At 64.9% G+C, this 22,968-nt stretch carries 29 protein-coding genes; 9 read left to right on the forward strand and 20 right to left on the reverse strand.

Annotation, left to right across the window (positions count from 1 at the left end):
* Window positions 1-115: 115 nt before the first annotated feature.
* The gene (locus tag B2585_RS16830) at window positions 116-451 is read left to right on the forward strand and encodes an MmcQ/YjbR family DNA-binding protein (RefSeq protein ID WP_292025095.1); all 336 of its coding nucleotides are present in this window, start codon (window positions 116-118) and stop codon (window positions 449-451) included.
* A 42-nt stretch (window positions 452-493) separates the two neighbouring features.
* Here B2585_RS16830 and B2585_RS16835 read toward each other — a convergent pair whose 3' ends face one another.
* Both B2585_RS16835 and B2585_RS16840 read right to left on the reverse strand, forming a co-directional pair.
* Complete coding sequence (locus B2585_RS16835) at window positions 494-1,480, reverse strand: tellurium resistance protein (RefSeq protein ID WP_292025096.1); 987 nt, start codon at window positions 1,478-1,480, stop codon at window positions 494-496.
* 70 nt (window positions 1,481-1,550) lie between these two features.
* Complete coding sequence (locus B2585_RS16840; protein WP_292025097.1) at window positions 1,551-2,366, reverse strand: sulfite exporter TauE/SafE family protein; 816 nt, start codon at window positions 2,364-2,366, stop codon at window positions 1,551-1,553.
* A gap of 133 nt (window positions 2,367-2,499) precedes the next feature.
* On the opposite strand from B2585_RS16840, the gene B2585_RS16845 reads away from it, so the two are divergent.
* Window positions 2,500-3,690 carry a multidrug effflux MFS transporter gene (locus tag B2585_RS16845; RefSeq protein WP_292025098.1) on the forward strand — a complete coding sequence of 397 codons (1,191 nt, stop codon included), beginning with the start codon at window positions 2,500-2,502 and terminating at the stop codon, window positions 3,688-3,690.
* Between the two features lie 10 nt (window positions 3,691-3,700).
* Here the strand turns inward: B2585_RS16845 and B2585_RS16850 are convergent, their stop codons facing one another.
* The 15 genes from B2585_RS16850 to B2585_RS16920 all read right to left on the reverse strand — a co-directional run bounded on the left by B2585_RS16850 (window position 3,701) and on the right by B2585_RS16920 (window position 16,404).
* The gene (locus tag B2585_RS16850) at window positions 3,701-5,470 is read right to left on the reverse strand and encodes a SulP family inorganic anion transporter (RefSeq protein ID WP_292025099.1); all 1,770 of its coding nucleotides are present in this window, start codon (window positions 5,468-5,470) and stop codon (window positions 3,701-3,703) included.
* Between the two features lie 63 nt (window positions 5,471-5,533).
* Entirely contained in the window at window positions 5,534-5,866 is a 333-nt protein-coding gene (locus B2585_RS16855; RefSeq protein WP_292025100.1) for a TIGR01244 family sulfur transferase, read from the reverse strand.
* Between the two features lie 24 nt (window positions 5,867-5,890).
* Window positions 5,891-6,790 (reverse strand): MBL fold metallo-hydrolase, encoded by a 900-nt coding sequence (locus B2585_RS16860; protein ID WP_414674068.1) that lies wholly within the window; start codon window positions 6,788-6,790, stop codon window positions 5,891-5,893.
* 231 nt (window positions 6,791-7,021) lie between these two features.
* Entirely contained in the window at window positions 7,022-7,465 is a 444-nt protein-coding gene (locus B2585_RS16865) for a DUF6691 family protein (protein ID WP_292025101.1), read from the reverse strand.
* Window positions 7,466-7,468: 3 nt separating this feature from the next.
* Window positions 7,469-7,909 (reverse strand): YeeE/YedE family protein, encoded by a 441-nt coding sequence (locus tag B2585_RS16870; RefSeq protein WP_292025102.1) that lies wholly within the window; start codon window positions 7,907-7,909, stop codon window positions 7,469-7,471.
* Window positions 7,910-8,121: 212 nt separating this feature from the next.
* Complete coding sequence (locus tag B2585_RS16875) at window positions 8,122-8,571, reverse strand: DUF302 domain-containing protein (protein WP_292025103.1); 450 nt, start codon at window positions 8,569-8,571, stop codon at window positions 8,122-8,124.
* A gap of 69 nt (window positions 8,572-8,640) precedes the next feature.
* Complete coding sequence (locus B2585_RS16880) at window positions 8,641-9,693, reverse strand: c-type cytochrome (RefSeq protein ID WP_292025104.1); 1,053 nt, start codon at window positions 9,691-9,693, stop codon at window positions 8,641-8,643.
* Window positions 9,677-10,951 carry a sulfite dehydrogenase gene (gene soxC, locus B2585_RS16885; RefSeq protein ID WP_292025105.1) on the reverse strand — a complete coding sequence of 425 codons (1,275 nt, stop codon included), beginning with the start codon at window positions 10,949-10,951 and terminating at the stop codon, window positions 9,677-9,679. The genes B2585_RS16880 and soxC overlap by 17 nt, the downstream gene beginning before the upstream one ends.
* A 25-nt stretch (window positions 10,952-10,976) precedes the next feature.
* Window positions 10,977-12,674: a thiosulfohydrolase SoxB gene (gene soxB / locus B2585_RS16890; protein ID WP_292025106.1), complete on the reverse strand. Its 1,698-nt coding sequence runs from the start codon at window positions 12,672-12,674 to the stop codon at window positions 10,977-10,979.
* A gap of 94 nt (window positions 12,675-12,768) precedes the next feature.
* Window positions 12,769-13,620 carry a sulfur oxidation c-type cytochrome SoxA gene (soxA, locus tag B2585_RS16895; RefSeq protein WP_292025107.1) on the reverse strand — a complete coding sequence of 284 codons (852 nt, stop codon included), beginning with the start codon at window positions 13,618-13,620 and terminating at the stop codon, window positions 12,769-12,771.
* Window positions 13,621-13,644: 24 nt separating this feature from the next.
* Window positions 13,645-13,974, reverse strand: coding sequence for a thiosulfate oxidation carrier complex protein SoxZ (soxZ, locus tag B2585_RS16900; RefSeq protein WP_292025108.1), 330 nt, complete (start codon window positions 13,972-13,974; stop codon window positions 13,645-13,647).
* A 24-nt stretch (window positions 13,975-13,998) separates the two neighbouring features.
* Window positions 13,999-14,415: a thiosulfate oxidation carrier protein SoxY gene (soxY, locus tag B2585_RS16905; protein ID WP_292025109.1), complete on the reverse strand. Its 417-nt coding sequence runs from the start codon at window positions 14,413-14,415 to the stop codon at window positions 13,999-14,001.
* A 34-nt stretch (window positions 14,416-14,449) separates the two neighbouring features.
* A complete protein-coding gene (gene soxX, locus B2585_RS16910; RefSeq protein WP_292025110.1) occupies window positions 14,450-14,929 on the reverse strand; it encodes a sulfur oxidation c-type cytochrome SoxX in 480 nt (159 codons plus the stop codon).
* A gap of 132 nt (window positions 14,930-15,061) precedes the next feature.
* Window positions 15,062-15,649: a thioredoxin family protein gene (locus tag B2585_RS16915; protein WP_292025111.1), complete on the reverse strand. Its 588-nt coding sequence runs from the start codon at window positions 15,647-15,649 to the stop codon at window positions 15,062-15,064.
* 14 nt (window positions 15,650-15,663) lie between these two features.
* Window positions 15,664-16,404 carry a cytochrome c biogenesis CcdA family protein gene (locus B2585_RS16920; RefSeq protein ID WP_292025112.1) on the reverse strand — a complete coding sequence of 247 codons (741 nt, stop codon included), beginning with the start codon at window positions 16,402-16,404 and terminating at the stop codon, window positions 15,664-15,666.
* Between the two features lie 87 nt (window positions 16,405-16,491).
* Here B2585_RS16920 and B2585_RS16925 point away from each other — a divergent pair, with 87 nt between their 5' ends.
* From B2585_RS16925 to B2585_RS16940, 4 genes are all read left to right on the forward strand, one after another.
* Window positions 16,492-16,866, forward strand: coding sequence for a thioredoxin family protein (locus B2585_RS16925; protein WP_292025113.1), 375 nt, complete (start codon window positions 16,492-16,494; stop codon window positions 16,864-16,866).
* 81 nt (window positions 16,867-16,947) lie between these two features.
* Window positions 16,948-17,307 (forward strand): ArsR/SmtB family transcription factor, encoded by a 360-nt coding sequence (locus B2585_RS16930; protein ID WP_292025114.1) that lies wholly within the window; start codon window positions 16,948-16,950, stop codon window positions 17,305-17,307.
* A 122-nt stretch (window positions 17,308-17,429) separates the two neighbouring features.
* A complete protein-coding gene (locus B2585_RS16935; RefSeq protein WP_292025115.1) occupies window positions 17,430-18,491 on the forward strand; it encodes a YeeE/YedE family protein in 1,062 nt (353 codons plus the stop codon).
* A 100-nt stretch (window positions 18,492-18,591) separates the two neighbouring features.
* Window positions 18,592-19,089 carry a flavin reductase family protein gene (locus tag B2585_RS16940; RefSeq protein ID WP_292025116.1) on the forward strand — a complete coding sequence of 166 codons (498 nt, stop codon included), beginning with the start codon at window positions 18,592-18,594 and terminating at the stop codon, window positions 19,087-19,089.
* Here the strand turns inward: B2585_RS16940 and B2585_RS16945 are convergent.
* Window positions 19,086-19,517 (reverse strand): hypothetical protein, encoded by a 432-nt coding sequence (locus B2585_RS16945; RefSeq protein WP_292025117.1) that lies wholly within the window; start codon window positions 19,515-19,517, stop codon window positions 19,086-19,088. The genes B2585_RS16940 and B2585_RS16945 overlap by 4 nt on opposite strands.
* A gap of 84 nt (window positions 19,518-19,601) precedes the next feature.
* On the opposite strand from B2585_RS16945, the gene B2585_RS16950 reads away from it, so the two are divergent.
* A complete protein-coding gene (locus B2585_RS16950; protein WP_292025118.1) occupies window positions 19,602-20,615 on the forward strand; it encodes a hypothetical protein in 1,014 nt (337 codons plus the stop codon).
* A 3-nt stretch (window positions 20,616-20,618) separates the two neighbouring features.
* On the opposite strand, the gene B2585_RS16955 is transcribed toward B2585_RS16950, so the two are convergent.
* The gene (locus tag B2585_RS16955; protein ID WP_292025119.1) at window positions 20,619-20,954 is read right to left on the reverse strand and encodes a hypothetical protein; all 336 of its coding nucleotides are present in this window, start codon (window positions 20,952-20,954) and stop codon (window positions 20,619-20,621) included.
* A gap of 61 nt (window positions 20,955-21,015) precedes the next feature.
* On the opposite strand from B2585_RS16955, the gene B2585_RS16960 reads away from it, so the two are divergent.
* Both B2585_RS16960 and B2585_RS16965 read left to right on the forward strand, forming a co-directional pair.
* Complete coding sequence (locus B2585_RS16960; protein ID WP_292025120.1) at window positions 21,016-21,519, forward strand: DUF2239 family protein; 504 nt, start codon at window positions 21,016-21,018, stop codon at window positions 21,517-21,519.
* Between the two features lie 123 nt (window positions 21,520-21,642).
* Window positions 21,643-22,131, forward strand: coding sequence for a hypothetical protein (locus tag B2585_RS16965; protein WP_292025121.1), 489 nt, complete (start codon window positions 21,643-21,645; stop codon window positions 22,129-22,131).
* Window positions 22,132-22,173: 42 nt separating this feature from the next.
* On the opposite strand, the gene B2585_RS16970 is transcribed toward B2585_RS16965, so the two are convergent.
* Window positions 22,174-22,938, reverse strand: coding sequence for a DUF6065 family protein (locus B2585_RS16970; RefSeq protein WP_292025122.1), 765 nt, complete (start codon window positions 22,936-22,938; stop codon window positions 22,174-22,176).
* Window positions 22,939-22,968 lie beyond the last annotated feature (30 nt).

Consider the following 22,968-nt stretch of genomic DNA (forward strand, 5'->3'; position numbering starts at 1 on the left):
GAACGGCCCGCCTGACGATGTCAGTGGGTAATGCAGCAGATGATGATGCAGTTTCCGTTCATGGCGCGGTGATAGCAGTCTTCGCGCCACCTGCCAAGCGTGTTAACCTGCCCCCATGTCGCGCGAATTGGTGAACGAGATCTGCAAGGACTTCGCGGGGGCCGAGAAATCGGACCCCTGGGGTGGCGGCCATGACGCGTGGAAGGTAGCCGACAAGATGTTCGCCTGCATCGGCGCGATGGGCACCGGCGTCGCGGTGAAATGCCCCGATGTCGAAACCGCCGACATGCTCAAGGACGCGGGCGTGGCGCAAAAGGCGGCGTATTTCCACAAGTCATGGGTGCACCTGCCGTTCGGCCCAACCAGCGAAGAGGAGTTTCGCCATCGCCTCGCCGTGTCCTACGACACGATCCGGTCGAAACTGCCCAAGAAGGTGCAGGCATCGCTTTAGGGCGCAGGCCTCACCCACAATCGACCTTTACCGGCCTCTCCCTCACGCCTCCGCCGCGTTCGTCTTCACCGCCAACTGCCCCTTGGCCCAGAGCTGCACGATCTTCCAGGTGATGACCGGAATGGTCAGCGTTGCCGCCACCAGCGCAAGCCCGCCCAACACGCGAAACACCTCGCCCGCGCCCACCGACCCCAGCATCTGCATCAGCGACGAGAACGCGGCGAGCGGAAAGGTGAACGCGCCCCAGAGCGGCGAGAAGCCCGTCTCGAGGACCCAGCGCAACCGCAACAGCAGCACCGCGAGGATCAGGACGGCAAAGCACCCCAGCCCCAGCGCAAGCGTCTGGTATCCCAGCAACAGCGCGACCGAGCCCAGCACGCTCGCCGGTGCGAGGTGGATCGCCAGCAGCGGGCGCAGCGGCGCCGGCACGTCACGCCGGGCGAACTGCGCCACAGACGCGCCCCAGATCGCCGTGGCCAGCGCCAGCGACCCCCAGAACACCACCGCCGAGAATATGTCCCAGCCCAGCGGCACCGCGGCAATCGGGCTCACGATGAACCCGACGAAGGTCAGATGCCAGACCGGCGTGACGACGCGCCCCTCTTGCGGCCCGGTCACGAGCGCCCGGATCACCAGAAGCAGCACGATCGCATGTACCGCCACGGCGAGAGCAAGGACCACCGCCGCCAGCGCCTCGCCCATCGGGATCAGGCCCAGCGCCATGAGCATCCCCGACAGCGCCATCGCGGCAAGCCCCGCACGACCCGGCAGGACCCTCAGATCCTCGACCACCACACCTGGGCGGCGCAGCACCTTGGCGCCGTAGGCCACGAGCACGAACACGAAAAGCAGCGTGACCGCGCCGAACACCAGCTCCGCGGGCCAATACGGCATCGCGAAGGCACCCGCCGCCCGCCGCCACGCAACGGCCAGTCCGAACAGACCGAAGACCGGGGTGAAGAGCGCCGGGGGCGTGCGGCGCCACAGGCCGGGTTTCTTGGGCGGAACGCCGAAGTCGGGCGGTTTCATGGGCTCACTCCTTGATGCCTGTCCTATGCGCGCGGGCCACCCCGCGTGCCATGCGCCCGGTCGTCGCGCCTCAGGCGCCCAGCGCCTTGCGCAGCATATTGGCCGCCACCAGCAACAGGAACACCCCGAAGGCCCGTTTGAGCGGCTTGGGGTCCATCGCATGCGCGATCCGCACCCCGAGCGGCGCGGTAGTGAGCGTCATTGCGATCACCAGCAGGAAGGCCGGGAAATTGACCGCGCCCACGGTGTAGGGCGGCGCATTGACCACGTCGACGAACAGAAAGGCGATGACCGAGGGCACCGCGATGAGCAGGCCAAAGCCCGCCGCCGTCGCCACCGCCCGGTGAATCGGCACGCCATGCAGCGACATGACCGGCACGCCGAAACTGCCGCCACCGATGCCCATGAGGACCGAGAGGAACCCGACGAGCGGCGACAGGATCGACCGGCCAAGCACGCCGGGCATCTGTTGCGCGACCTGCCATTCGCTTTTGAAAAACAGCATGTAGAGCGCGATCACGAAGGCCACGCAGGCGAAGATCGCCTGAAGCGTCGCGGTGCGCAAACCGGCGGCGACCAGCACCCCGATCACCGCGCCCACCGCAATCCCGGGCGCCCAGGCCCGCAGGATCGACCAGTCCACCGCCCCCTTGCGGTTGTGCGACAGGACCGACCGGACCGAGGTGACGATGATGGTCGACAGCGATGTCGCAAGGCAGACCTGCATCAGCTCCGGCCCCTCGTAGCCAAGCCCCGCGAAGGCGTAGAAAAACGCAGGCACCAGCACGATGCCCCCGCCCACGCCAAGCAGACCCGCAAGCACACCCGCGAACGCCCCGATCACCAAAAGAAGCGCCGCCATCGCGGCGAGTTGCGTCATGTCCATGCCCGGTCCCCTTCGTGCCCCCTTAGCCGATGCACAGCGCCCGCGCCACCTGTGCATTGACGGGCGCGACCAAAGGCGTATGGGTATCGCCGCGAACAGGGCCCGGACCGGGCCGGATCATCGGAGACCCACCATGCAATCGAGCCTCGTGCGGACCGCCATCGTCCTTGCCCTCATGTCGATGGTCGGCCCCTTCGCCATCGACATGTTCCTGCCCGCCCTTCCGACCATCGCCGATGACCTCGGCGTGTCCGAAAGCGTGGCGCAGAACACGATCATCTTCTATTTCCTCGCCTTCGGCCTGTCGCAGCTCATCTACGGTCCCTGGGCCGACATGGTGGGGCGCAAACTGCCGATCTATGTGGGCCTGACGATTTTCGCGGTCGGCTCCGTCTGGGCCGCGCTGGCCGGCACGATCGAGGCGCTGACCGCCGCGCGCTTCGTGCAGGGGGTCGGCGGCGCTGCCGTGATGGTCATCCCCCGCGCGATCATCCGCGACATGTACACGGGGCACGAGGCGACGCGGCTCATGTCGCTCATCATGCTGGTGATCTCGGTCTCCCCCCTGCTCGCCCCGCTCGCGGGCTCCGGGGTTATCGCGCTCACCGGCTGGCGCGGCGTCTTCGTCTTCATGGCCGCCGCAACGCTCGCCTGTATCGCCATGGCCGCGCTCATGCAGCCGGAAACGCTGCCGCCCGAACGCCGAGTGCCGGTGAACCTGCGCGCGCTCTGGGCCGGGGCGAAGATCCTCCTGCGCTCCGGGCCGTTCATGGGGCTGACCTTCATCGGCGCTTTCGGGATGGCGAGCTTCTTTGTCTTCATCTCCTTCGCGCCCTTCGTCTATGTCCAGGCCTTCAACCTGACGCCCACCCAGTTCTCGCTCATGTTCGCGATCAACGCGGGCGGATTTTTCGGCGCGTCGCAACTGGCCGGACCCCTGGGTCAGCGCTTCACCGCGCGGCGCGTCATGCTTTGGGGTTGTTTCGTCTTCGCAGGATTCACGACGGCGCTCTTCGTCCTCGGAACGGCAGGCGGCGCGACGCTCGCCGCGATCACGGCGCTTCTGTTTTTCGGCAATGCCGGTCTCGGCCTCGTGATCCCGACGTCGATGGTCATGGCGCTGGACGATCACGGCGACATCGCCGGGCTGGCAAGCTCGCTTGGCGGAACGCTCCAGATGCTCGTGGGCGGGCTGGCCGTCGTGGTGGCGGGGCCGTTCTTCGACGGCACCGCGCTCCCCATGCTCGGCGCCATCGCGATCTGTGCGGCCCTGTCGCTGGGCCTCGCGATGGTCACCCTGCGCGCGGCCCCGGCCACGGCCTGACCAGCGGGGGTCATTCCCCCGCCAGCCTGGGCTTCATCCCGTCGACCGGACCAAGCGCCATCATCGCCCCGTATTGCGACAGGAACACCTGTCCGGTCAGCTCGTCGAGGAAATGGGTCCGCTGCAACCGGTCCATGACCGGACCCTTCACCTCTGACAGGTGCAGCTTGATCCCCATGTCGTCCATGCGCCGGTTCAACTCCTCAAGGCTTTCGAGCGCCGACAGGTCGATCACGTTGACCGCCGGACACATGAGAACGACATGCTTCACCGGTTGACCCTGCGCGAGCCGGTCGAGGATGTAATCCTCGATGAAACGCGCGTTGGCGAAATAGAGGTTCTCATCCAGCCGCAAGGTCAGAAGCTCGGGATGCGTCAGCACCCGGTGCCGGTCGAGATTGCGGAAATGCTCGGTCCCCGGAACAAGCCCCACTTCCGCGATATGCGGGCGCGACGTCTTGTAAAGAAACAGCACGATCGAGAGGATCACGCCCGACGACACCCCGACCTCGACCCCGAAGGTGAGCGTGAGGAGGATGGTCGCCGCCACGGCGGCGAAGTCGGTCTTGGAGTATGTCCAAGTCCGCTTGAGGATGCTGAAGTCGACAAGGCTCAGCACCGCGACGATGATCGTCGCTGCCAGCGTGGCGGTGGGAAGGAAGAACAGAAGCGGCGTGAGCAGCAGCGCGGCGAGCGCGATGCCCACGGCGGTGAACGCCCCGGCAGCCGGCGTCTCGGCGCCGGCATCGAAGTTCACGACCGACCGCGCGAAACCGCCCGTCACCGGGTAGCCGCCCGAGAAGGACGCCGCGATGTTCGAGGCACCCAGACCCACAAGCTCCTGGTCAGGTGTGATCCGCTGGCGCCGCTTGGCCGCCAGCGTCTGCGCGACCGAGATCGATTCCACGAAGCCGATGATCGAGATCAGGATCGCGGGGCCGATCAGGTCGCCCATGAGACCCAGGTCGAAGTTCGGCATGGTGAACGGCGGCAGTCCCTGCGGCACGTCGCCCACGATGTCCACGCCCTTGCCCGCGAAGTCGAAGGCGAAGGAGGCGAGCGTCGTGACGGCCACGGCGGCCACCGGCCCCGCCTTGGCGACGATATCGGCCATGCGCGGTTTCAAACCGAAGCTCAGAAGCAGGGGTTTCAGTCCCTTGCGCACCCAGAACAGGAACGCGATCGACCCGGCGCCCACGGCCAGAGTGATCAGGTTGGTGTCGCCCACATGCGATATCAGCGTGGCGAGCCTGTCGAACAGAGCCTCGCCATGCGCGGGCACGCCCAGAATGTGCTTCATCTGCGAGGTCGCGATAAGCAGGCCCGAGGCGGTGATGAACCCGGCGATCACCGGATGCGACAGGAAATTGGCGAGGAAACCAAGGCGGAACACCCCCATCACCGTCAGGATCAGACCCGACAGGAAGGCCAGCGTGATCGCGGCGGCGGCATATTCGGCGGGCGTGGCGAGCCCCAGCTTGCCGATGGCGGCGGCGGTCATCAGCGACACGACCGCGACCGGCCCCACGGCGAGCGCGCGGGAGGTGCCGAAGATGGCATAGGCCACCAGCGGCAGGATCGAGGCGTAAAGCCCCATCTCCGGCGGCAGCCCCGCGAGCAGCGCATAGGCCAGCGACTGCGGGATCAACATGATCGTGACGATCACGGCGGCCACGAGGTCGGAGACCAGCGTATCGCGCCGGTAGTCCGAACCCCATTCGAGAATAGGAAAATACCGCCGGACGGAACGCGCCCGGTCGCCTGTGTTCAGAAGCGACATGCCCTGACCCTTCGTTTTCGTGTTCTGCGTGGCGGCGGGCCGGGTCGCCCCGGCCCTGCCCCGTCAGGCCCGCGCCTTGGCGGCCTGATAGATAAGCTGACAGCGTGTGCCGCTGCGGCAGTAGGCAAAGAGCTTGTCGTTCTCTTCCATCGCCTTGGCGAACCCTTCGGCGGCAATCTCAGCCTCGGGCCGGCTCTGGACCGGCAGGAAGTAGGTCTTGAGACCCGCCTCCTGCGCGGCCGCCTCGATCTCGGCCCAGGCGGGCTGGCTCGGATCTTCGCCGTCCGGGCGGTTGCACATCAGGCCGGTGTAGCCCAGCGCCTTGATCTCGGCCACGTCCGCCACCGCGATCTGCGGCGCCACGGTCACATGGTCATCCAGTTTCGACATATCCATCGTGCCTCTCCCCTTCGCCCTGGATCAGAGCTTGTTGACCGGGACCTTCAGGAACACGTCGCCCTGTTCGTCCTTCGGGGGCATCTGACCCGCTCGCATGTTCACCTGCAAGGACGGAATGATCAGCCGCGGCATGTCGAGCTGCGCGTCCCGCTCGGTGCGGAACTTGACGAAATCCTCTTTCGTCTTGCCTGCGCCGACGTGGATGTTGTGCTCGCGTTCTTCCGCGACCGAGGTCTCCCACGCGATGTCGCGTCCGTTGGGGCCGTAGTCGTGGCACATGAACAACCGCGTCTCGTCCGGCATCGACAACACCTTCTGGATCGAGTCGTACAGAACCCCCGCGTCCCCACCGGGGAAGTCCGCCCGGGCCGAGCCGCCGTCGGGCATGAACAGCGTGTCGCCCACGAAAGCCGCGTTACCCACCACATGCGTCATACAGGCGGGCGTGTGGCCCGGCGTGTGCATCGCGAAGGCCGTCATGCCCCCGATCTGATAGGTGTCGCCTTCCTTGAAGAGCCGGTCGAACTGCGAGCCGTCCCGCTGAAACTCGGTGCCCTCGTTGAAGACCTTGCCGAACGTGTCCTGCACGACGGTAATATTCTCGCCGATCCCGATCTTCCCGCCCAGCTTCTGCTGGATATAGGGCGCGCCCGAGAGGTGGTCGGCATGAACGTGGGTCTCGATGAGCCACTCTACTTTCAGGTCGTTTTCCTGAACGTAGGCGATGATCTCGTCGGCATTGTCATAGGTGATGCGCCCGGCGGCGTAGTCGATGTCCATCACACTGTCCACGATGGCGCAGGCGTTGGAGGCCGGGTCCTTGACGATGTACGAGATCGTGTTGGTGGCCGGGTCGAAGAACGCCTTCACGTCCGGTTTGACCGAGGTATCCACGGGATAGCTGTCTTTCATGTCCTTCATAACTCCCTCCAGATTGACCGGGTGACTCGCGGATCGCCCGGCGGGGTGCAGTTTGCCCTGAATTCGTATCCGATGCACGTATTCAAGCCGTTGAAGATGAGATAGGCGGGCAGGCCCGATGCGTAAACCCTCATATTCCTTTTTTTGAATTTATTTTTTCGGGAACACCTGACAGCACGAAAAGGGCCACGTCCTGCGACGTGGCCCTTCGGGTCGGTCTGGCTGTCCGGATCAGGCGGCCTGCGCGGCGCCTTTGCGGCTTGCCGTGACCTTCATCATGCCCTTGGCGATCAGGATGCCCGCGATCAAAGCGGCGGTGAAGATCAGCACGTCCGCGTTCAACGTCGACAGCACCGGGATCGACGCACCCGGGCAGAACCCCGCGATGCCCCAGCCGATGCCGAAGACGGCAGAGCCACCGACGAGCTTGGTGTCGATCGTCCGGTTCGTCGGCACGCTGAAACCGGAGGCGAACATCGGCTTGCCACGCTGGAACAGAAGCCAGTAGCCCGGCGCGGTAACGGCAAGCGCCCCGCCCATCACGAGGATGAGCGACGGGTCCCACGCCCCGGCAACGTCGAAGAAGTTCTGAACCTTCGCCGGGTTCGCCATGCCCCCGATGGAGACACCGAGGCCGAAGAGAAGGCCGGAAATGTAGATAAGCAGCTTTTGCATGGGTCAGCCTCCGATCACATGGCGCAGGATGTAGACGGTGATCCCGCCGGTCAGCAGGAAGGTCAAGGTCGCGGTGATCGACCGCGGCGACAGCCGCGCGATACCACAGACACCGTGGCCCGAGGTGCAGCCCGACCCGTAAGTCACGCCGATCCCCACCAGGACACCGCCCAGGATCATCATCCCCCGCGTCACCGGCACTTCGATCACCGGAAAGCCCCCGGTGAACAGCAGGATTGCGATGGGTGCCGTCAGCATCCCCGCGATGATGACCGCCCGCCACGCCCAGTCGGAGGACGAAGACGGCGTCATGAACCCCGCGAGAATACCGGTCGCGCCCAGCACATTGCCGCGCACCGCCATGAGCAGAACCGTGCCCAGACCGATCAACAGGCCCCCGATGAGAGAGGCCCAGGGGGTAAAGGCCGTTTCGATGACTTCCATGTTCGCCTCACTCGTGCATGTCGTCTTTGAATGCCGACGTAATGGGCCGGCCAAGGGTTCACAAGAATACATTCAAAAAAATGAGTATTTTCTGTGAGTGCAGACTATCCCGGAACATCGTTCCGAAATCTGTGACCTGCGGCGCGCCCTGTTTTGCGCGCGCCGCCGCCAGTCCCGCATTTCAGAACAAATTTCCCGTAGCTACGCCCGGCCTAGTTGCCCAGCGCCTCCTGCACGATGCCGTCCAGAAGTGCCTGGACCTCCTGCATCGGACCTTCGGGATAGTTGCGATACCCGATCATCACCGTGCCCTCACGGTCCGCCACGAAGATGCCATAGGGGCAATGGGCGATGTTCATCGGGTCGGCCTCCATGACCTTCCGGCTCAGGACCGCCGAGCAGAACAGGAACACGTCCGCCGCTTCGAACAACTGCACGTCCGAGCCGACATCGCCCGCGGTGCGGTTCAGCATCTCGCCGGTGTGAGAGACATAGTCGATCACCAGCCCCTGCCCCACGATGGCGCTTTCGACGGCGAAGGTCGCGTCGTCGAAGCTCCCGTCGAAGTCATAGGTGGTGGCCAGGCTTGCGCCGTGGCTTTCGGCCTGGGCGCCAAAGGCACCGAGCGCGGTCATGGCCGCCGCTATCAGAATGGAACGCATGTGATCCTCCGGGTTGGACCGCCGGGATACTCCCGGCGGGTTCATGTATTCTGGCGAGATCCGTCGACCTTACTTGAAGGTCGAGAGATAGGCGGACACCGCCGCGATATCCTCGTCCTTGCGCAGTCCCACGAAGGACATCTTGGTGCCCTTGATGAAGTCGCGCGGTTTGGCGAGGAAGGCCGCGAGGCTTTCCTCATCCCAGACCAGCCCACCGGCCGCCGCGTCTTCGAGCGCGCTGGAATAGCGGAAACCGTCGACCTGTCCGGCCGGATGGCCCATCACGCCGTTCAACATCGGCCCGGTGCCGTTCTTGGCGCCCTCGCCGACCTTGTGGCAGGCCTTGCACTTCTTGAAGACGTTTTCACCGGCCGCGACCAGTTCCGGGTCCGGCGCGGCCATCTCGGGCGCGGCTTCCTCCGTGGTCTCGGCGGCCACCATCTCGGTCGTGCCGTCATCCGCGGCCTCTTCGACCGAGGCTTCCTCGGTCTCTTCCGGCGTCACGTCCAGCACGGTCGCGCGCATGGTGATCTGCACGTCGTCCTTGCAGTCCTCGTAACAGGCGTTCGCCTCGGTCCAGTGCGGGTATTCCGTCTCGGCCCGGTCATCCACGATGAACCCGTCGGCGTTGGGCATCTCCACATCCATGAAGTTCTCGTTCGACAGGACGAAATCGTCCTCCACGAGGTAGTTGGAGTAGAGGATATAGGCGACCATCGCATAGACATCGTCGTCCGAGATCGTCTGCGCCGCACCGAAGGGCATCGACCGGCGGACATAGTCATAGACGGTCGACAGATACGGCCAGTAGGACCCCACCGTCTTGAGCGGGTCTTCATTGGCCAGCGTGTCGTCACCACCGGCGAGCTTGGGCCAGTTCCCCGACCCTTCCGCGAATTCGCCGTGGCACGCCGCGCAGTTGTCCGAGAAAATCATCTCGCCGTCTTCGACCGACCCGGACCCGACCGGCAGGTTCGAGCCATCGGGCGCAATATCGAGGTTCCAGGCCGCGATTTCTTCCGGCAGCGCCTCGCGACCGAGGCCAAAGGGCTCGGCCAGCGTTGGCGCCGCGATCAGGGTGGCGAGCGCCGTGCCCGCGATCAGCTTAGGAAACTTCGACATTCTCGGCCTCTCCGTTTTCCTTCACATGCCATGTCTGGATGCAGTTGTTGTGATAGACCGAGTTCAGCCCCCGCACCTCGCGCAACTGCGCCTTGGTGGGCTGGACATAGCCGGTTTCATCATGCGCCCGGCTTTGCAGGAGCATTTCGGAGCCGTCCCAGTCGATATCGAGGTAGAACCGCGTCAGCGCCTTGGACTCGCCTTCCTTGGCAAGCCGCGCCTTCTGCCAGTTCGCCCCACCGTCAAGCGACACGTCCACGCCTGTAATCGCGCCGTGACCCGACCAGGCGAGCCCGGTGATGACCAGCGGGCCGGGGCCGTGGGTGATCGGCGATTGCGGGCTCGGGCTGGTGACGACCGATTTGGCGTCCATCACCCAGGTCCACTTGCGCGACGTGCCGTCGGCCAGCGTATCGGTGTATTTCGAGGTCTCCTCGCGGCTTTCGACGGCGTGGTCCGTGACCTCGATCCGCCGCAGCCATTTGACCCACATGTTGCCTTCCCAGCCGGGCACGACGAGCCGGACGGGATAGCCATGCTCCATGCGCAGCGCCTCGCCGTTGGCCTTGAAGGCGACGAGCACATCGTCCAGCGCTTTCTCCATCGGGATCGAGCGGCCATTCGACGACGCATCCGCGCCTTCGACATAGACCCACTTGTCCGACAGATCCCCGGCAGCCTCGATCCCGGCCTCTTCCAGCAGGGTGCGAAGCGGCACGCCGGAATATTCCATGTTGTGAATCATGCCATGCGTGAACTGCGCGCCGTTCAGCTGCGCGCCCGCCCATTCCATGCCGGTATTCGCGGCACATTCGCAGAAATAGACGTGGTTTTCGCGCGGGAACCGTTCGAGGTCGGCGTAGGTAAAGACCAGCGGCTTGTCCACCAAACCATTGATCATCAAACGGAAATCCTCTTTCCGAAGCTCGATGGCGCCCGAATGGTGCCGCTCGAACGCACAGCCCTGCGGGGTGATCGTCCCGTCCAGCGCATGGATCGGCGTGAAGTTGATCGAGCTGATCGGATCGGCCGTGAGCCACGGCACATTGCGCCGGATCACGTCCGCCTCGTATTCGATCGGCAGGCCATAGGGCGTGGCATCCACGCCGTCGCCCAGCCCGCTCGCCCAGTATTGCACCTCGGTGATGAGCGGATCGGGCCCGCCCTGTGCCTGTGCCGCGCCCGTGGTGAGAAGCGCGCCACCGGCGGCGGCGCTGCTCATCAGAAATCCGCGGCGCGAGGTCTTGAGATCGTCCATCGACTTGCCTCCTGCTCTTCGCGTCTTATCCCTGCACCACTTCGACCGACGCATTCGCGTCGAGCGTCACGGTGCCCTGTTTGCGGACATGGCTCTCCACCACGTCCCAGATCTGCGGGCCCTCGGTGCCCTCGTTCACACTGGCCCAGCCTGCGACCTGATAGGTCTTCGCGGGGTCGATCCCCTCGCCGGTCTTGAGCAGCGTCATGTCGGTGATCCGGCTGCCCTGCGGCTTGGTGATGTCGATGCGGTAGCCCATGCCACCGATGCGCACCATGTCGCCGCCCTGTTGGTAATAGGGGTCCGGGTTGAACAGGTTGTCGGCCACGTCCTCGAGGATCGTGTGGATGAATTCGCCCGTCATTTCCGTGCGATACGCCTTGCCGTAACTCATCGACGTGACGTTCCAGATATCCTCGCGGGTGATGTCGTCGCCGGGAAGCAGGCTCGGCCCCCAGCGCACGCCGGGCGACATGGCGATATCCGCCTCGCGTTCGGACAGAAGCGCATCGCAGATCAGATCGTCCCAGGACCCGTTGAAGTTGCCGCGCCGGTAAAGCTCCACGTCGGTCGTGCCGATGACTTCGGACAGCTCCGCCTCATAGGGCGCACGCTGTTCGTCGATCAGCGCGGTCATTTCCGCATCCGGCTCGATCACGTCCGAGAAGATCGGGATCAGCTTGTGCCGGAAGCCCATCATGCGCCCGTCGCGCACGTCGAGGTCGACGCGGCTCACGAATTTCCCGTTGGAACCCGACGCGATGATGATCGTCTCGCCGATCAGCACCGGCTCGGGCAGCGCGTCATGGGTATGACCCGACAGGATCACGTCGATGCCGGTCACGCGTTCGGCCATCTTCTTGTCCACGTCGAACCCGTTGTGGCTGAGACAGACGACCAGTTCGGCCCCCGCGCCCCGCGCCTCGTCCACCATCTCCTGCATCCGCTCGTCACGAATACCGAAGGAGTATTCCGGGAACATCCAGCCGGGGTTCGCAATCGGCATGTAGGGGAAGGCCTGCCCGATGACGGCGATCTGCACGCCGCCGCTCTCGTACATCTTGTAGCTTTCGAAACTGTCCGCGGGTTCGTCCCACTCGGCGTCGAAAATGTTCTGGCCCAGGGCCGCGAACGGCAGCCCCTCGACCAGCTCGCGCACCCGGTCCGAGCCCAGCGTGAACTCCCAGTGGAAGGTCATCGCGTCGGGCTTCAGCGCGTTCATCACGTTCACCATGTCCTGCCCCTCGGTGCGGTAACAGGTGTAGGAGCCGTGCCATGTGTCGCCACCGTCGAGCAGCAGCGCATCCGGACGCGCGGCGCGGATCGCCTTGACCACGGTGGCCACGCGGTCCAGCCCGCCGACCTTGCCGTATTCGCGCCCGAGCGCCGTGAAATCGTTGTAGGTCAACGCGTAAGCCGACGGGGAGCCATCCTCGATCCCGTAGCGCGCCTTGAATTCGGCGCCGGTGACATGCGGCACCTGCCCCTTGTTCGCGCCGACGCCGAGGTTGATCTCCGGCTCGCGGAAATAGATCGGCTTCATCTGCGCGTGAATGTCGGTGACGTGGATCAGCGAGACGTTCCCGAAGGTCTCGAACTCAAGCAGTTGATCCTGTGTCAGCGTCTGCTGGGCGGCGAGACGCGCCCAGTTGCCGAAGCCGGACGCGCCGACCATCGCGCTTGCGGCCATCCCGACCTGCAGGAAATCGCGGCGAGAAATCATGTGGCTCTCCATGCGGCTCCGCCTTTCATTCGAAAAACGGAATGTGTTTGAAGTGAAAAACCCCGCGCGAGGCATTCCCGCGCGGGGTCTTGGATCAGTTGCGGACCGACGGACCTTCGACCGACAGACCGTTGCCGCGCGAAGCGACATACATCTCGAGCGCCACGAACTCGGGCGAACCCGCGCTGAACGTCTCGGCACGCGTGTCGCGCACGCAGCCCTTGAACCGGCTGTGGATGCCGTTGAGCTTGGTGTTCTTCAGGCGATAGGTCGGGAACCCGTTGACCTGACCCTGCGACAGGTGGTCGGCGCGGATCATGTTGCCGTAGTTGAGCTCGTGACACGACGCGCATGACAGGTCGAGCTGCCCGGTGCGGGTGTAGTAAAGCTCCTTTCCCTGCTCCCAGGTCGACTGACCCGGGCCGTCGGTGGCGACGTTGACCGGCATCCCGCGCGACACGGAGGCAAGCAGTGCCTCCATCGCGACGGCATCGCCCGCGTCGTATTTCCACGTCTCCGCACCCATGCGGTTCTCACGGCAGTCGTTCATCTGCATTTGCAGCGTCCGGACCTCGCCCGCGGCTTCATTCCACTTGGGATAGACCGGCTTGACGCCGGCCATGTCTTCCGGCTCGCCGTGGCAATCCATGCAGGACTTGCCCTCGGAGCCTTCTGCCGTCGCCCACATGTCGCGCGCATCGTCCACGAAGATCATGCCGGGATTGTCGAAATCATCCATCTGCATGACCTGTGTGGTCGAGTCGCGGAACCGCCAGCCCGACATGATCTCGCCCACCGCACCCTCAAGGTGCGCGGGCGCGTCGGTCTTGGTGACGATCTCGAGATCGCCGTTGATAACCAGCTCGGCATCCTCGTCGGCCATCGCCGTGCCTGCACCAAGTGCAAGCGCGGCTGCCGCGATACCGTGAAGCAGTTTCATTTTCATTGTGTTCCTCCCTGACCGCTTCACTCAGGCGATCTCGATCGCCTTGGCTTCTTCGTAAACGTCGCCGTCGTCGTCGTACCAGGTGAACTTGAACTCACCGGCCTCGTCGACACGCGCTTCGAATTCGAAATACGGGTTGGTCGAAATCGCCGGTTCCAGCGTCACGTCGACGACCATGTTGCCGTTCAATTCGCAGGTGAAGCGGTTGATGATCGAGCGCGGGATCGTGTTCCCGTCGCTGTCCTTGCGCTGGCCCGATTCCATCGGGTGGCTGATAAGCGTCTTGAGCGTCACGACCTCGCCCGCGGATGCGGACTTGGGAGACTTGACGCGGGGTTTAACACCAGATGCCATTGTATTTACTCCTGTTTCCGCTGATTAGCCGCCGCAGCCGCCGATGGTGACCTTCACGGTCTTGGCGGTCTGGATGAAGCTGCCGTCTTCCATCTGGGCAACCGCGATGACGTCCTGCGTCCCGGCAAGCCGGATGCGGGTCGAGGCAGACTGGCTGCCTGCGGCCGGGCCGAAGTTGAAGGTGGCCACGCCGGGCGTCGGGTTGCCCGCCGCGTAGACGCGGATTGCGGCAGCGCCGGGGGCCGCGACCGACACCGGAACGGTGTTGCCGTTCTCGGCGATCTCCGGTGCGTCGAGGGTGATGTCGCCCTCGCCCACGGCGGCCCCGCCGGTGAATTCGGCGATCGAGTCCTCGATGGCCGCGAATGCGCGCATCGGCAGCATGGCGACGGCGGTCGCGCCGAGCCCCATGGCCAGTGCATCACGTCGTGTCAGTTTCATGTTCGTCTCCTGAAATTGTCCTGCGCCTGCCCGCTCACTCGGTGAGCGTCTTGAGATAGGCGACCACGTCCTCGACCTGCTGCGCGTTCAGCAGCGGTTCGACGGGCTTGTCCTCGGGATGGGCCTTTCCGGTGAAGCCGTCGCCCAGGCGGTTGAACCCTTCGGTCTTGTAGAAGGCGGGCATCACGGTGCCCTCGAAGGCCATCTTGGCGTTGACCACCAGACCGCGAAGCTCTGCCTCGCTCCAGCGATCCCCGGCCCCGTCAAGCATCGGACCGACCTCGCCGTGGAACGGCACGTCCGCATAAGCCTCGGCCGCGTGGCACGAGATGCAGTTGCCTTCCGACTTGTTGGTCATGATCTCGCGACCCTTCTCGGGGTCGCCCGGGGTGCCGGTCAGCGACTCGGCGACCTCGTAGCCGTCGAATGCCACGTTCCCGGGGGCCACGGTGTCGGCGAATGCCATCCCCGTCCCCAGCGCGAACGCCGCAAGCGCGATCGTTGTCCGCTTCATGATTCCTCCCATTACGTTTTGTGAATACGACTGTATGCCGCTCACATCGCTTTGCCAATCATAAATTCTGCTATATGAATTTTTAGAGTTCAACCCGCTGCAAACTCTACGGATTTTTCCGCAGCCGGGCCGTCAGTCGCTCATCGCCGTGCCGGCGGCCTGTTCCGCGTTGAACCGCTCGTAATGGTATTTCTGGAAGTTCTCGTCGCCGTTGTAGCCCTCTTCGAGAACCCAATCGAGCAGGTGGTCGGTGGTCGACTTGCCGAACGCCCCCGGCATCATGACGACGGCCGCCTGACGCCCGGTGGCGCCCTCCGCGACCTCGGACTCAGGCGGAAAGAACATCATGGTCGGCGTGAACATCACGCCCCACTTCAGCGCCATCTCCTTCTCCGGCAGCGCTTCACCGTCGAAATCCGTTACCTCCACGTCGCCGAACATGTTCATCTGGACCACATAGTAGTCGGACATGAGCTTGTCGTGGATCGCGGGCACCACGAAGACCTCCTCATGCATCTTGCGGCAATAGACGCAGCCGCGCTGTTCCCAGATCACGAGCAGCCGTTTGCCCTCCGCTTCGGCATCGGCCAAGTCCTCGGACATGTCCCTGAACGTGTCGTGCATCCAGTCGGCCTTGTGCAGGCCGTCGTCCCCCATCGTCGCGGCGACGGCGGGAAGGGCAAAGGCGATGGTGGTCGCGAGGGTCGTGAGAAAACGCATGGGTCGTCCTCCGGTCAGCCCATGTTCGAGAACACGGGGAAGGTTTCTATCAGCCAGTTCGAAATCGCGTTGACCGACCCGGTGGCGATCAGCACGGCGAACAGGATCAACATCACGCCCATGACTTTCTCGACATAGGGCATGTACTTGCGGTTGCGGGCCATGAAGGCGAGGAAGGGCCGTGCAAAGACGGCGGCCACAACGAAGGGCGCGGTCATCCCGAGCCCGAAGACGATCAGAAGACTCCCCCCCTGCCACAGGCTTTCCTTCATCGCCGCGATCATCAGGATCGAGGCCAGGACAGGCCCGACGCAGGCGGTCCAGCCGAAGCCGAAGGCAAGCCCCATGACATAGGCGCCCAGCACCTTCGACGGGTCCATCGTCGACTGCACCCGCGCCTCGCGCATGAGAAACGGGATGCGGATGACGTGCAGGAAGTGCAGCCCGAAGACGAAGATGACAGCGGCAGCAACCCAGCTCAGCTCCTGCTTCCATTGCGCGAACGCCTGCCCGGCGGCCGTTGCGCCAAGTCCCAGCAGCCCGAAGATCGTCGTGACCCCGAGCGCAAAGAAAAAGGCCGAGACGACCAGCCGGCGCTGCGCCCCCGGCGCGATCTCGCCGTCGCCTTGCAGCTGCGACATAGAAATGCCCGCCATGTAACTCAGGTAGAACGGCACCATCGGCAGGATGCAGGGCGTAAAAAACGCCACGAGCCCCGCAAGCGCCGCACCGCCATAGGATATATCACCGAACATTGACCCTCCCGCGCGACCGCCCGACTTGCAGCGATCACATAAACGAATTACGTTTCTTGAAGACGTTTGGTCAATCGGAATTTTTGAATGCGTTTCCTCGCCACCCTCGCCCTCGCGCTCGCCGCGCTCCCCGCCCTCGCCGCCGACCTCGTGATGGTCGAGCAGCCGGGCTGCGCCTATTGCCGCCAGTGGGACACCGAGGTGTCGGAGGAATATCCCAAGACGGACGAAGGCCGCGCGGCCCCGCTGGTGCGCGTGCAGCTCAGGGACGTGCAGGCGGGCGACACGGCCTATGACTTCGCCCGCCCGGTGAACTTCACCCCCACCTTCGTGCTGGTCGAAGACGGCGCCGAACTGGCCCGGATCGAGGGCTACCCGGGCGAGGATTTCTTCTGGGGCCTGCTGGGCATGATGCTGACCGCCCAGATCGGTTTCGAACCTGCAACACCGCTCGACGGTTGAAGCGGACCATGAATGTAAATATTTGCATGGAAACGTCGTATGACGTTACCTTCGCAAGATAGCACCAGACAGGATCATGGCATGGCCGTTCCCGTAATCAGTGAAAACATGTCCGAAGAAGATATGGACATGATGGTGGCGTCCGCCTGCGACGCCTCGGCCTTTCTCAAGGCGATCAGCCACGAGGGTCGGCTGATGATCCTGTGTCACCTCGTGACCGGCGAGAAATCCGTGACCGAGCTGGAGGAGCTTCTGTCGGCCCGCCAGGCCGCGGTGAGCCAGCAACTCGCCCGCCTGCGGCTCGAGGGCCTCGTGACGCCCCGGCGCGAAGGCAAGGCGATCTACTATTCCCTCGCCGACGACCGCCCGCGCCGCGTGCTCGAAGTGATCTACGACATGTTCTGCTCGACCGGTGACGGTGCGTCCAAGGCTGCCGAGTAACCCGTTCCTGCACCGCAGCGAACGAAACGCTTGCACTCACCCGCAAACATTCGATTGAATGAACCCGTCGGGGCGGAACCGCCCCCGGCGACGGGAGGAGGAGCGGTTCCGGGAGGCGATCCATGCTTGATGTGTTGGGCGATACCAACGCCGCGGCCCTTGTGGGGCTGATCGGCGGCGTTCTTCTGGGACTGGCCGCGCGGCTTGGGCGATTCTGCACGCTGGGCGCGATCGAGGATCTGCTCTACGCTGGCTCTTCGGTCCGGATGCGCATGTGGGGCATCGCCATCGGGACCGCGATGACCGGGAGCTTCGGCCTCATGCAACTGGGCCTCCTGAACGCGCCGGACGCAAGCTACCTGCAATTCGGCTGGGTGCCCTGGGCCTCGGTCGCGGGCGGGCTGGTCTTCGGCTACGGCATGGCGATGGCGGGCAACTGCGGCTTCGGCGCGCTCGCCCGGCTTGGCGGCGGCGACCTGCGCTCCTTCGTGATCGTCCTCGTCATGGGCCTCGCGGCCTATGTCGCGATTTCCGGCCCGCTGGCCAAGCTGCGCGTCGCGGCCTTCCCCATGCGCCCCCTCGACCCGGGCGAAACGCTGCCGGGCATCGCTCACCTCGTCGAGCGGATGACGGGGCTGTCCGCCCCGGTCTTCGGCATGGCCCTCGGCGTGGTCATCGTCGCTGCGATGTTCACCACGCCCGACATGCGAAAGGCACGCAAACAGGCGTTCTGGGCACTCAATGCGGGCCTCGCCATCGTCATCGGTTGGGGCGGTACGCAATGGGTTCTCGACACCGGCTTCACCCCGGTCCCCGTGGAAAGCCACACCTATTCCGCCCCGCTGGGCGATACGATCCTCTACCTCATGACCGCATCGGGCACGTCGCTGAATTTCGGCGTCGGCTCGGTCGCGGGCGTCCTTGTCGGCGCATTCATCGGCTCCGCGCTCAAGGGGCATTTCCGGTGGGAGGCCTGCGAAGACCCGCGCGAACTCAAACGTCAGATCGGCGGCGCGGTCCTCATGGGCTTCGGCGCGGTGGTGGCCTTCGGCTGCTCCATCGGACAGGGCCTCTCGGCCTTCTCGCTGCTCTACTACGGCGCGCCGGTCACGTTCCTCGCGATCATGGCGGGCGCGGCGCTTGGCCTGAGGCACCTCATCTCGGGTTTCGCCCCGGCGGAGTGACGCACCCACCGATCACATGGCCTTGAAACCGCGCCGGTTTTCGGGTGTCTCCACTCCCATGACAGGGTATAGGGTCCGGTGAAACCCGCGCGAGTGACCCATGACCGACAGCTTCATCCCCGCCCCGGACACGCAAAAACAGATGCGCGACGCGCTGGGTCTGTTCGCGACCGGCGTGACGGTCGTCACCTGCATGAGCCCGCGAGGGCCGCTGGGGATCACCGTCAACAGCTTCACCAGCGTCTCGATGGACCCGCCGCTGATCCTGTGGTGCCCGGCCAAGGCCTCGCGCCGCCATGACGCGATGGCCAGCGCCCACAATTTCGCGCTGCACATCATGGGCGAGGATCAGGATGACGTGGCCCTGGGCTTTACCAAAACCGGCGAGGCGTTCGACGATTTCGACTGGATCACCTCGGACCGCGACGTGCCGCTGATCGAAAATTGTCCGGCCCGGTTCGAATGTCACATCCGCGACCGGATCGACGCGGGCGATCACACGGTCATCATCGGCCATGTCGACCGCGTCACGACGACAAACGCCGTGCCGCGCGTCTTCATGGCGGGAAACTGGGGCAATTTCCTGCACCAGGACTAGCGCGTGAGCACGGCCCCGCGCTGATACTCCCCCGTCTCCTCGCTCCCGTCCGGGAACGACACCTCGACCGTCACGCTCTGCACCGAGCCAAGCGGATAGGTCAGGTAGGGCAGGATATCTTCGGCATAAAGCGCGTTGGGCGCCGCCTCATCCTCGTGACACGGCTCATGTTCCAGCGGGGCCAGCCGCTCGCCGTTCACCGAAAACCGGATACGATCGACCCCGCAACGCCACGCCAGAAGGTTGGTGAAATAGAGCAGGTCGTTGCCATCATATTCACGCACCGCGACCCAGCTCGCCTTTGTGAGCGTCAGGATCTGCTTGGCATCCTGCGCCACCACCGGGGCCGCACCCCCCGCCGCAAGCGCAACGGCGACACAGGCCGCCAGTCTCCGCGCGTTCATCGCTCTTTTCATTTTCTCGATCATCCTCGACTCCCGGCGCTTTTGCAGCGCACGCGGTATCCCTATAGTGACAGAAAATCCGCGAGCGGGCAAAGGCGGGCGACGGGCATGGCGACATCTGCGACAACGACGAACGGACGGGTGCAGGACTTCAACATCCTCGTCATCGGCCAGGGCGGTCGCGTCGGATATGAGGCGCTGCTTTTCGTCTCGTCCCTGCGCCAGAACGACCCCGGTTTCCCCGGCCGCGTCATCGTCGCCGAACCCCAGCCCGGCCCGTTGTGGAAGAAAGACCCCCGGCTTTCCGAGGACCAGCGCGAGGCGCTGGAAAAACTCGACGCCGAGATCGTGCCCTTCGACAGCGCCCATTTCGGTCAGGACTACCCCAACGGCAACAAGATCGAGGGGCTCGCCACCCTGCCCCCGGGCGAACCCTTCGTCTTTTTCGACAGCGACACCATCGTCACCGACCGCCTCTCGCGCGTCCCCTTCGACTTCACCCGCCCCTCCGCCTCGATGCGGCGCGAAGGCACTTGGCCCACGATCGAGCTTTACGGGCCGGGCTACACCGAGATCTGGAAATCGCTCTACGACCGCTTCGGACTCGAATTCGACAGCACGATGGACCTGAGCGAACCGGACGAATACTGGGGCCGCTACCTCTATTTCAACGCGGGCTGGTTCTTCGGCGCCGACCCTGCAGAGTTCGGCCGCCGCTACCTCGACACCGCGCTCGCCATCCGCGACGACCGGCCCGAGGCGCTGGTCTGTCAGGAGATCTTTCCCTGGCTCGACCAGATCGCCCTGCCCCTCGTGATCCACGGGCTCGGTGGCGGCCGCCCCGGCCCGGACCTCGCCGGTCTTGACGGGAACGTCACCTGCCACTGGCGCGTCCTGCCGCTCGCCTATGCGCGCGAGGCCGACGCGACCATCGCCGCGCTGGAGGCCGCCGCGGCCCCCAACAAGGTCAAGAAAGTGCTCAAGAACCACGAGCCGATGCTGCGCATGATCTACCAGGGTCGCGGCCACAAGGCGCGCGAACTGTTCGACCGGGCCGACTTGCCGCGCGCCGAAAAGGTCATCCGCAACCAGTTGAAACGCGAAGGCTTCTGGATGCGCTGAGGCTCAGGCCATCTCGGCACCCAGGACGCCGGCCCAATGCGCCAGCCGCTCTTTCGCCAGCGTCTCGCGCGCCATCTCGCTCAGCTTGGGGTCCAGCGTCTCGACCACCTCGACCCGCACCGTCCCGCTCCCATCGTCCGCCTCGGCCATCCCCGGTGCAAGGCCAGACCGTGCACCGGTGCGCAGCATGAACCCCAGCTTGCGCTCCAGCGCGCCCGCATCCGAGACGCGCTTGACCCAGACCCGCCCGCCAATGCGGATCGCGCAGATCGTCCACTCAACGTCCCGCTCGACCCAGGCCCGCCGGGCCGCACGCCTCTCATCTTTTGAAACCGACATCTTGTCACCTTTTTATCCGGGTGTTATTGGATGTGTCAGAATTTAACCCGGGTGTAAATACATGAACGACGAAATCCTCACGGCCTTCCGGGGCCACACGCGTCTCGCACGCGGCACACGCGCCGAGCTCGAGGCCGACCTCGCCCCCCTCGGCCCGCATCCCGAGGGCCTGCTCGTCTTTTCCGACACGACGGGGCGCGAGACGGACCTCAACCTCACCGGCGCCGCCCCGACCCCGCAGCGCGGCCGCCCGAAACTGGGCGTGAAGGCGCGCGAGGTCACGCTCCTGCCCCGCCACTGGGACTGGCTCGCCCGCCAGCGGGGCGGCGCCTCCGCCGCCCTGCGCCGTCTGGTGGAAGAGGCCCGGCGCGCCGAAGCCGCGCAAGGCCCCGAAGCCACCGACCGCGCTTACCGCTTCATGTCCAACATGGCCGGCGACCTTGCGGGGTTTGAGGACGCCGCCCGCGCCCTCTACGCCGGCGACGAGCCCGGGTTCAGCGCGGCCACCTCCGACTGGCCCCCCGACATCCGCGACCACGCATTGTTTCTCGGGCCGTTCCCGTGAAGGCCAAGGAAATGCACTGTTTCCACAAGAACGCTTGATCGCGCGCACGGCCGCACCGCACAATCGATCATCTGACCTATTTGGGACGGGTCGCCGCGGCGAACGCGGACGAAGGGGGCTTCGATGACATTCCGGCGGCATACCGTCGTGAAAGCGGCCGCACTGGCCGCGCTCACAACCGCGACGCCCGTCTTCGGCGAGCAAACCGTCGAGGAATGGCGGGTGCTCCAATGCGGCACCCAGTCGTTCAACATCTACCGTCAGGTCACCACCGAACCCGGCAACGCCTTTTTCGAAACCCGCTATTCAACGTGGCACATCTCGGTCTGGGGCACCCGGCGCGACTGCAATGCCTATGATCAGGCGGTGTGCTGCGCCTATGGCGGCGATGGCCGTCCACCCAGCTTTTCCCCCAACGATTTCAAGGGGGTGAACGGTCCCGCACCGACATCGGGGGGCAACAACAAACCGCCCTCACCCCCGCCGCCACCACCGCTTCCGCCGCCGCCCCCGCTGGAAGTGCCAGATCCGACGCCGCCGACGGACCCACTGCCGCCGGACCCGGAACTGCCTTACGAGCCGGAATGCCCGCCACAGGAATGCGAAGGCTGAACGCCCGCACCCGTTCGGCAGCCGCGCGGGACGGTAACAAATCTAGTCGTCCGATGGCTGTTTCGGGCGCGACAAGTTCAGCGCCGAATAGGTCACACCCTTTGAAATGCCGTCCAGCCCACCCTTGATATAGGTCCGCTGCCAGCGGCCCAACTGATCTTCCGGCGCGCGCGCTTCGAAATCCTTGAGAAAGGCCGCCCGGTCGCGGGAATAGGCCTCGAAGTTGGCCTTGAGCTCCGGCGAGTCGTCCAGATCGGATATCTCGACCTCGTACCGCTCGATATCGGCGAGCCGGACCGGAAAGAACATCGTGAAGGGATCTCCTTTCCGGAACGTCACCCAGTGGTTCGTCGTGGTCATGCGCCAGTTCATCGTGAAGGTGAATGGCAACCAGTCGGTCTCTACCACCCCGGACAGCGGCGTGATCCCGTGGCGCGGCGCGTTGGCCGGGCCGGTCACGTAAAGCGACACGCCCGCGGGCGTCGTGATCAGCGCCGGGATAAAGAAGGTCACGACCCCCAGCCCGAAATGCGACACGGCGGGCGGATTGCGCGGGTCTTCGTATTCGAACTCCAACTCCAGCGCCCCGGCCGAGCCGGTCAGGCGAACCCGGAACTCCGATGGGCAAAGCACCTGCCAGCCGTGCGAATTGGCGATATTGAGGGGCTGGCAGCGATAGGCCGAGCGGTCGGGCGACGCATCCATCCAGCCACGCCTGACAGGTGCGGGTTCGATCTCGATTTCGCGCCCCGCCATCCGGTGAATCCGGATCGTGCCCGCGTCCCGCTCCCGCGTTTTCTTGCCCATGTTCTGTCCTCACCACTTCATTCGGCGACC

Source organism: Maritimibacter sp. UBA3975 (assembly GCF_002384975.1).
GTDB lineage: Bacteria > Pseudomonadota > Alphaproteobacteria > Rhodobacterales > Rhodobacteraceae > Maritimibacter.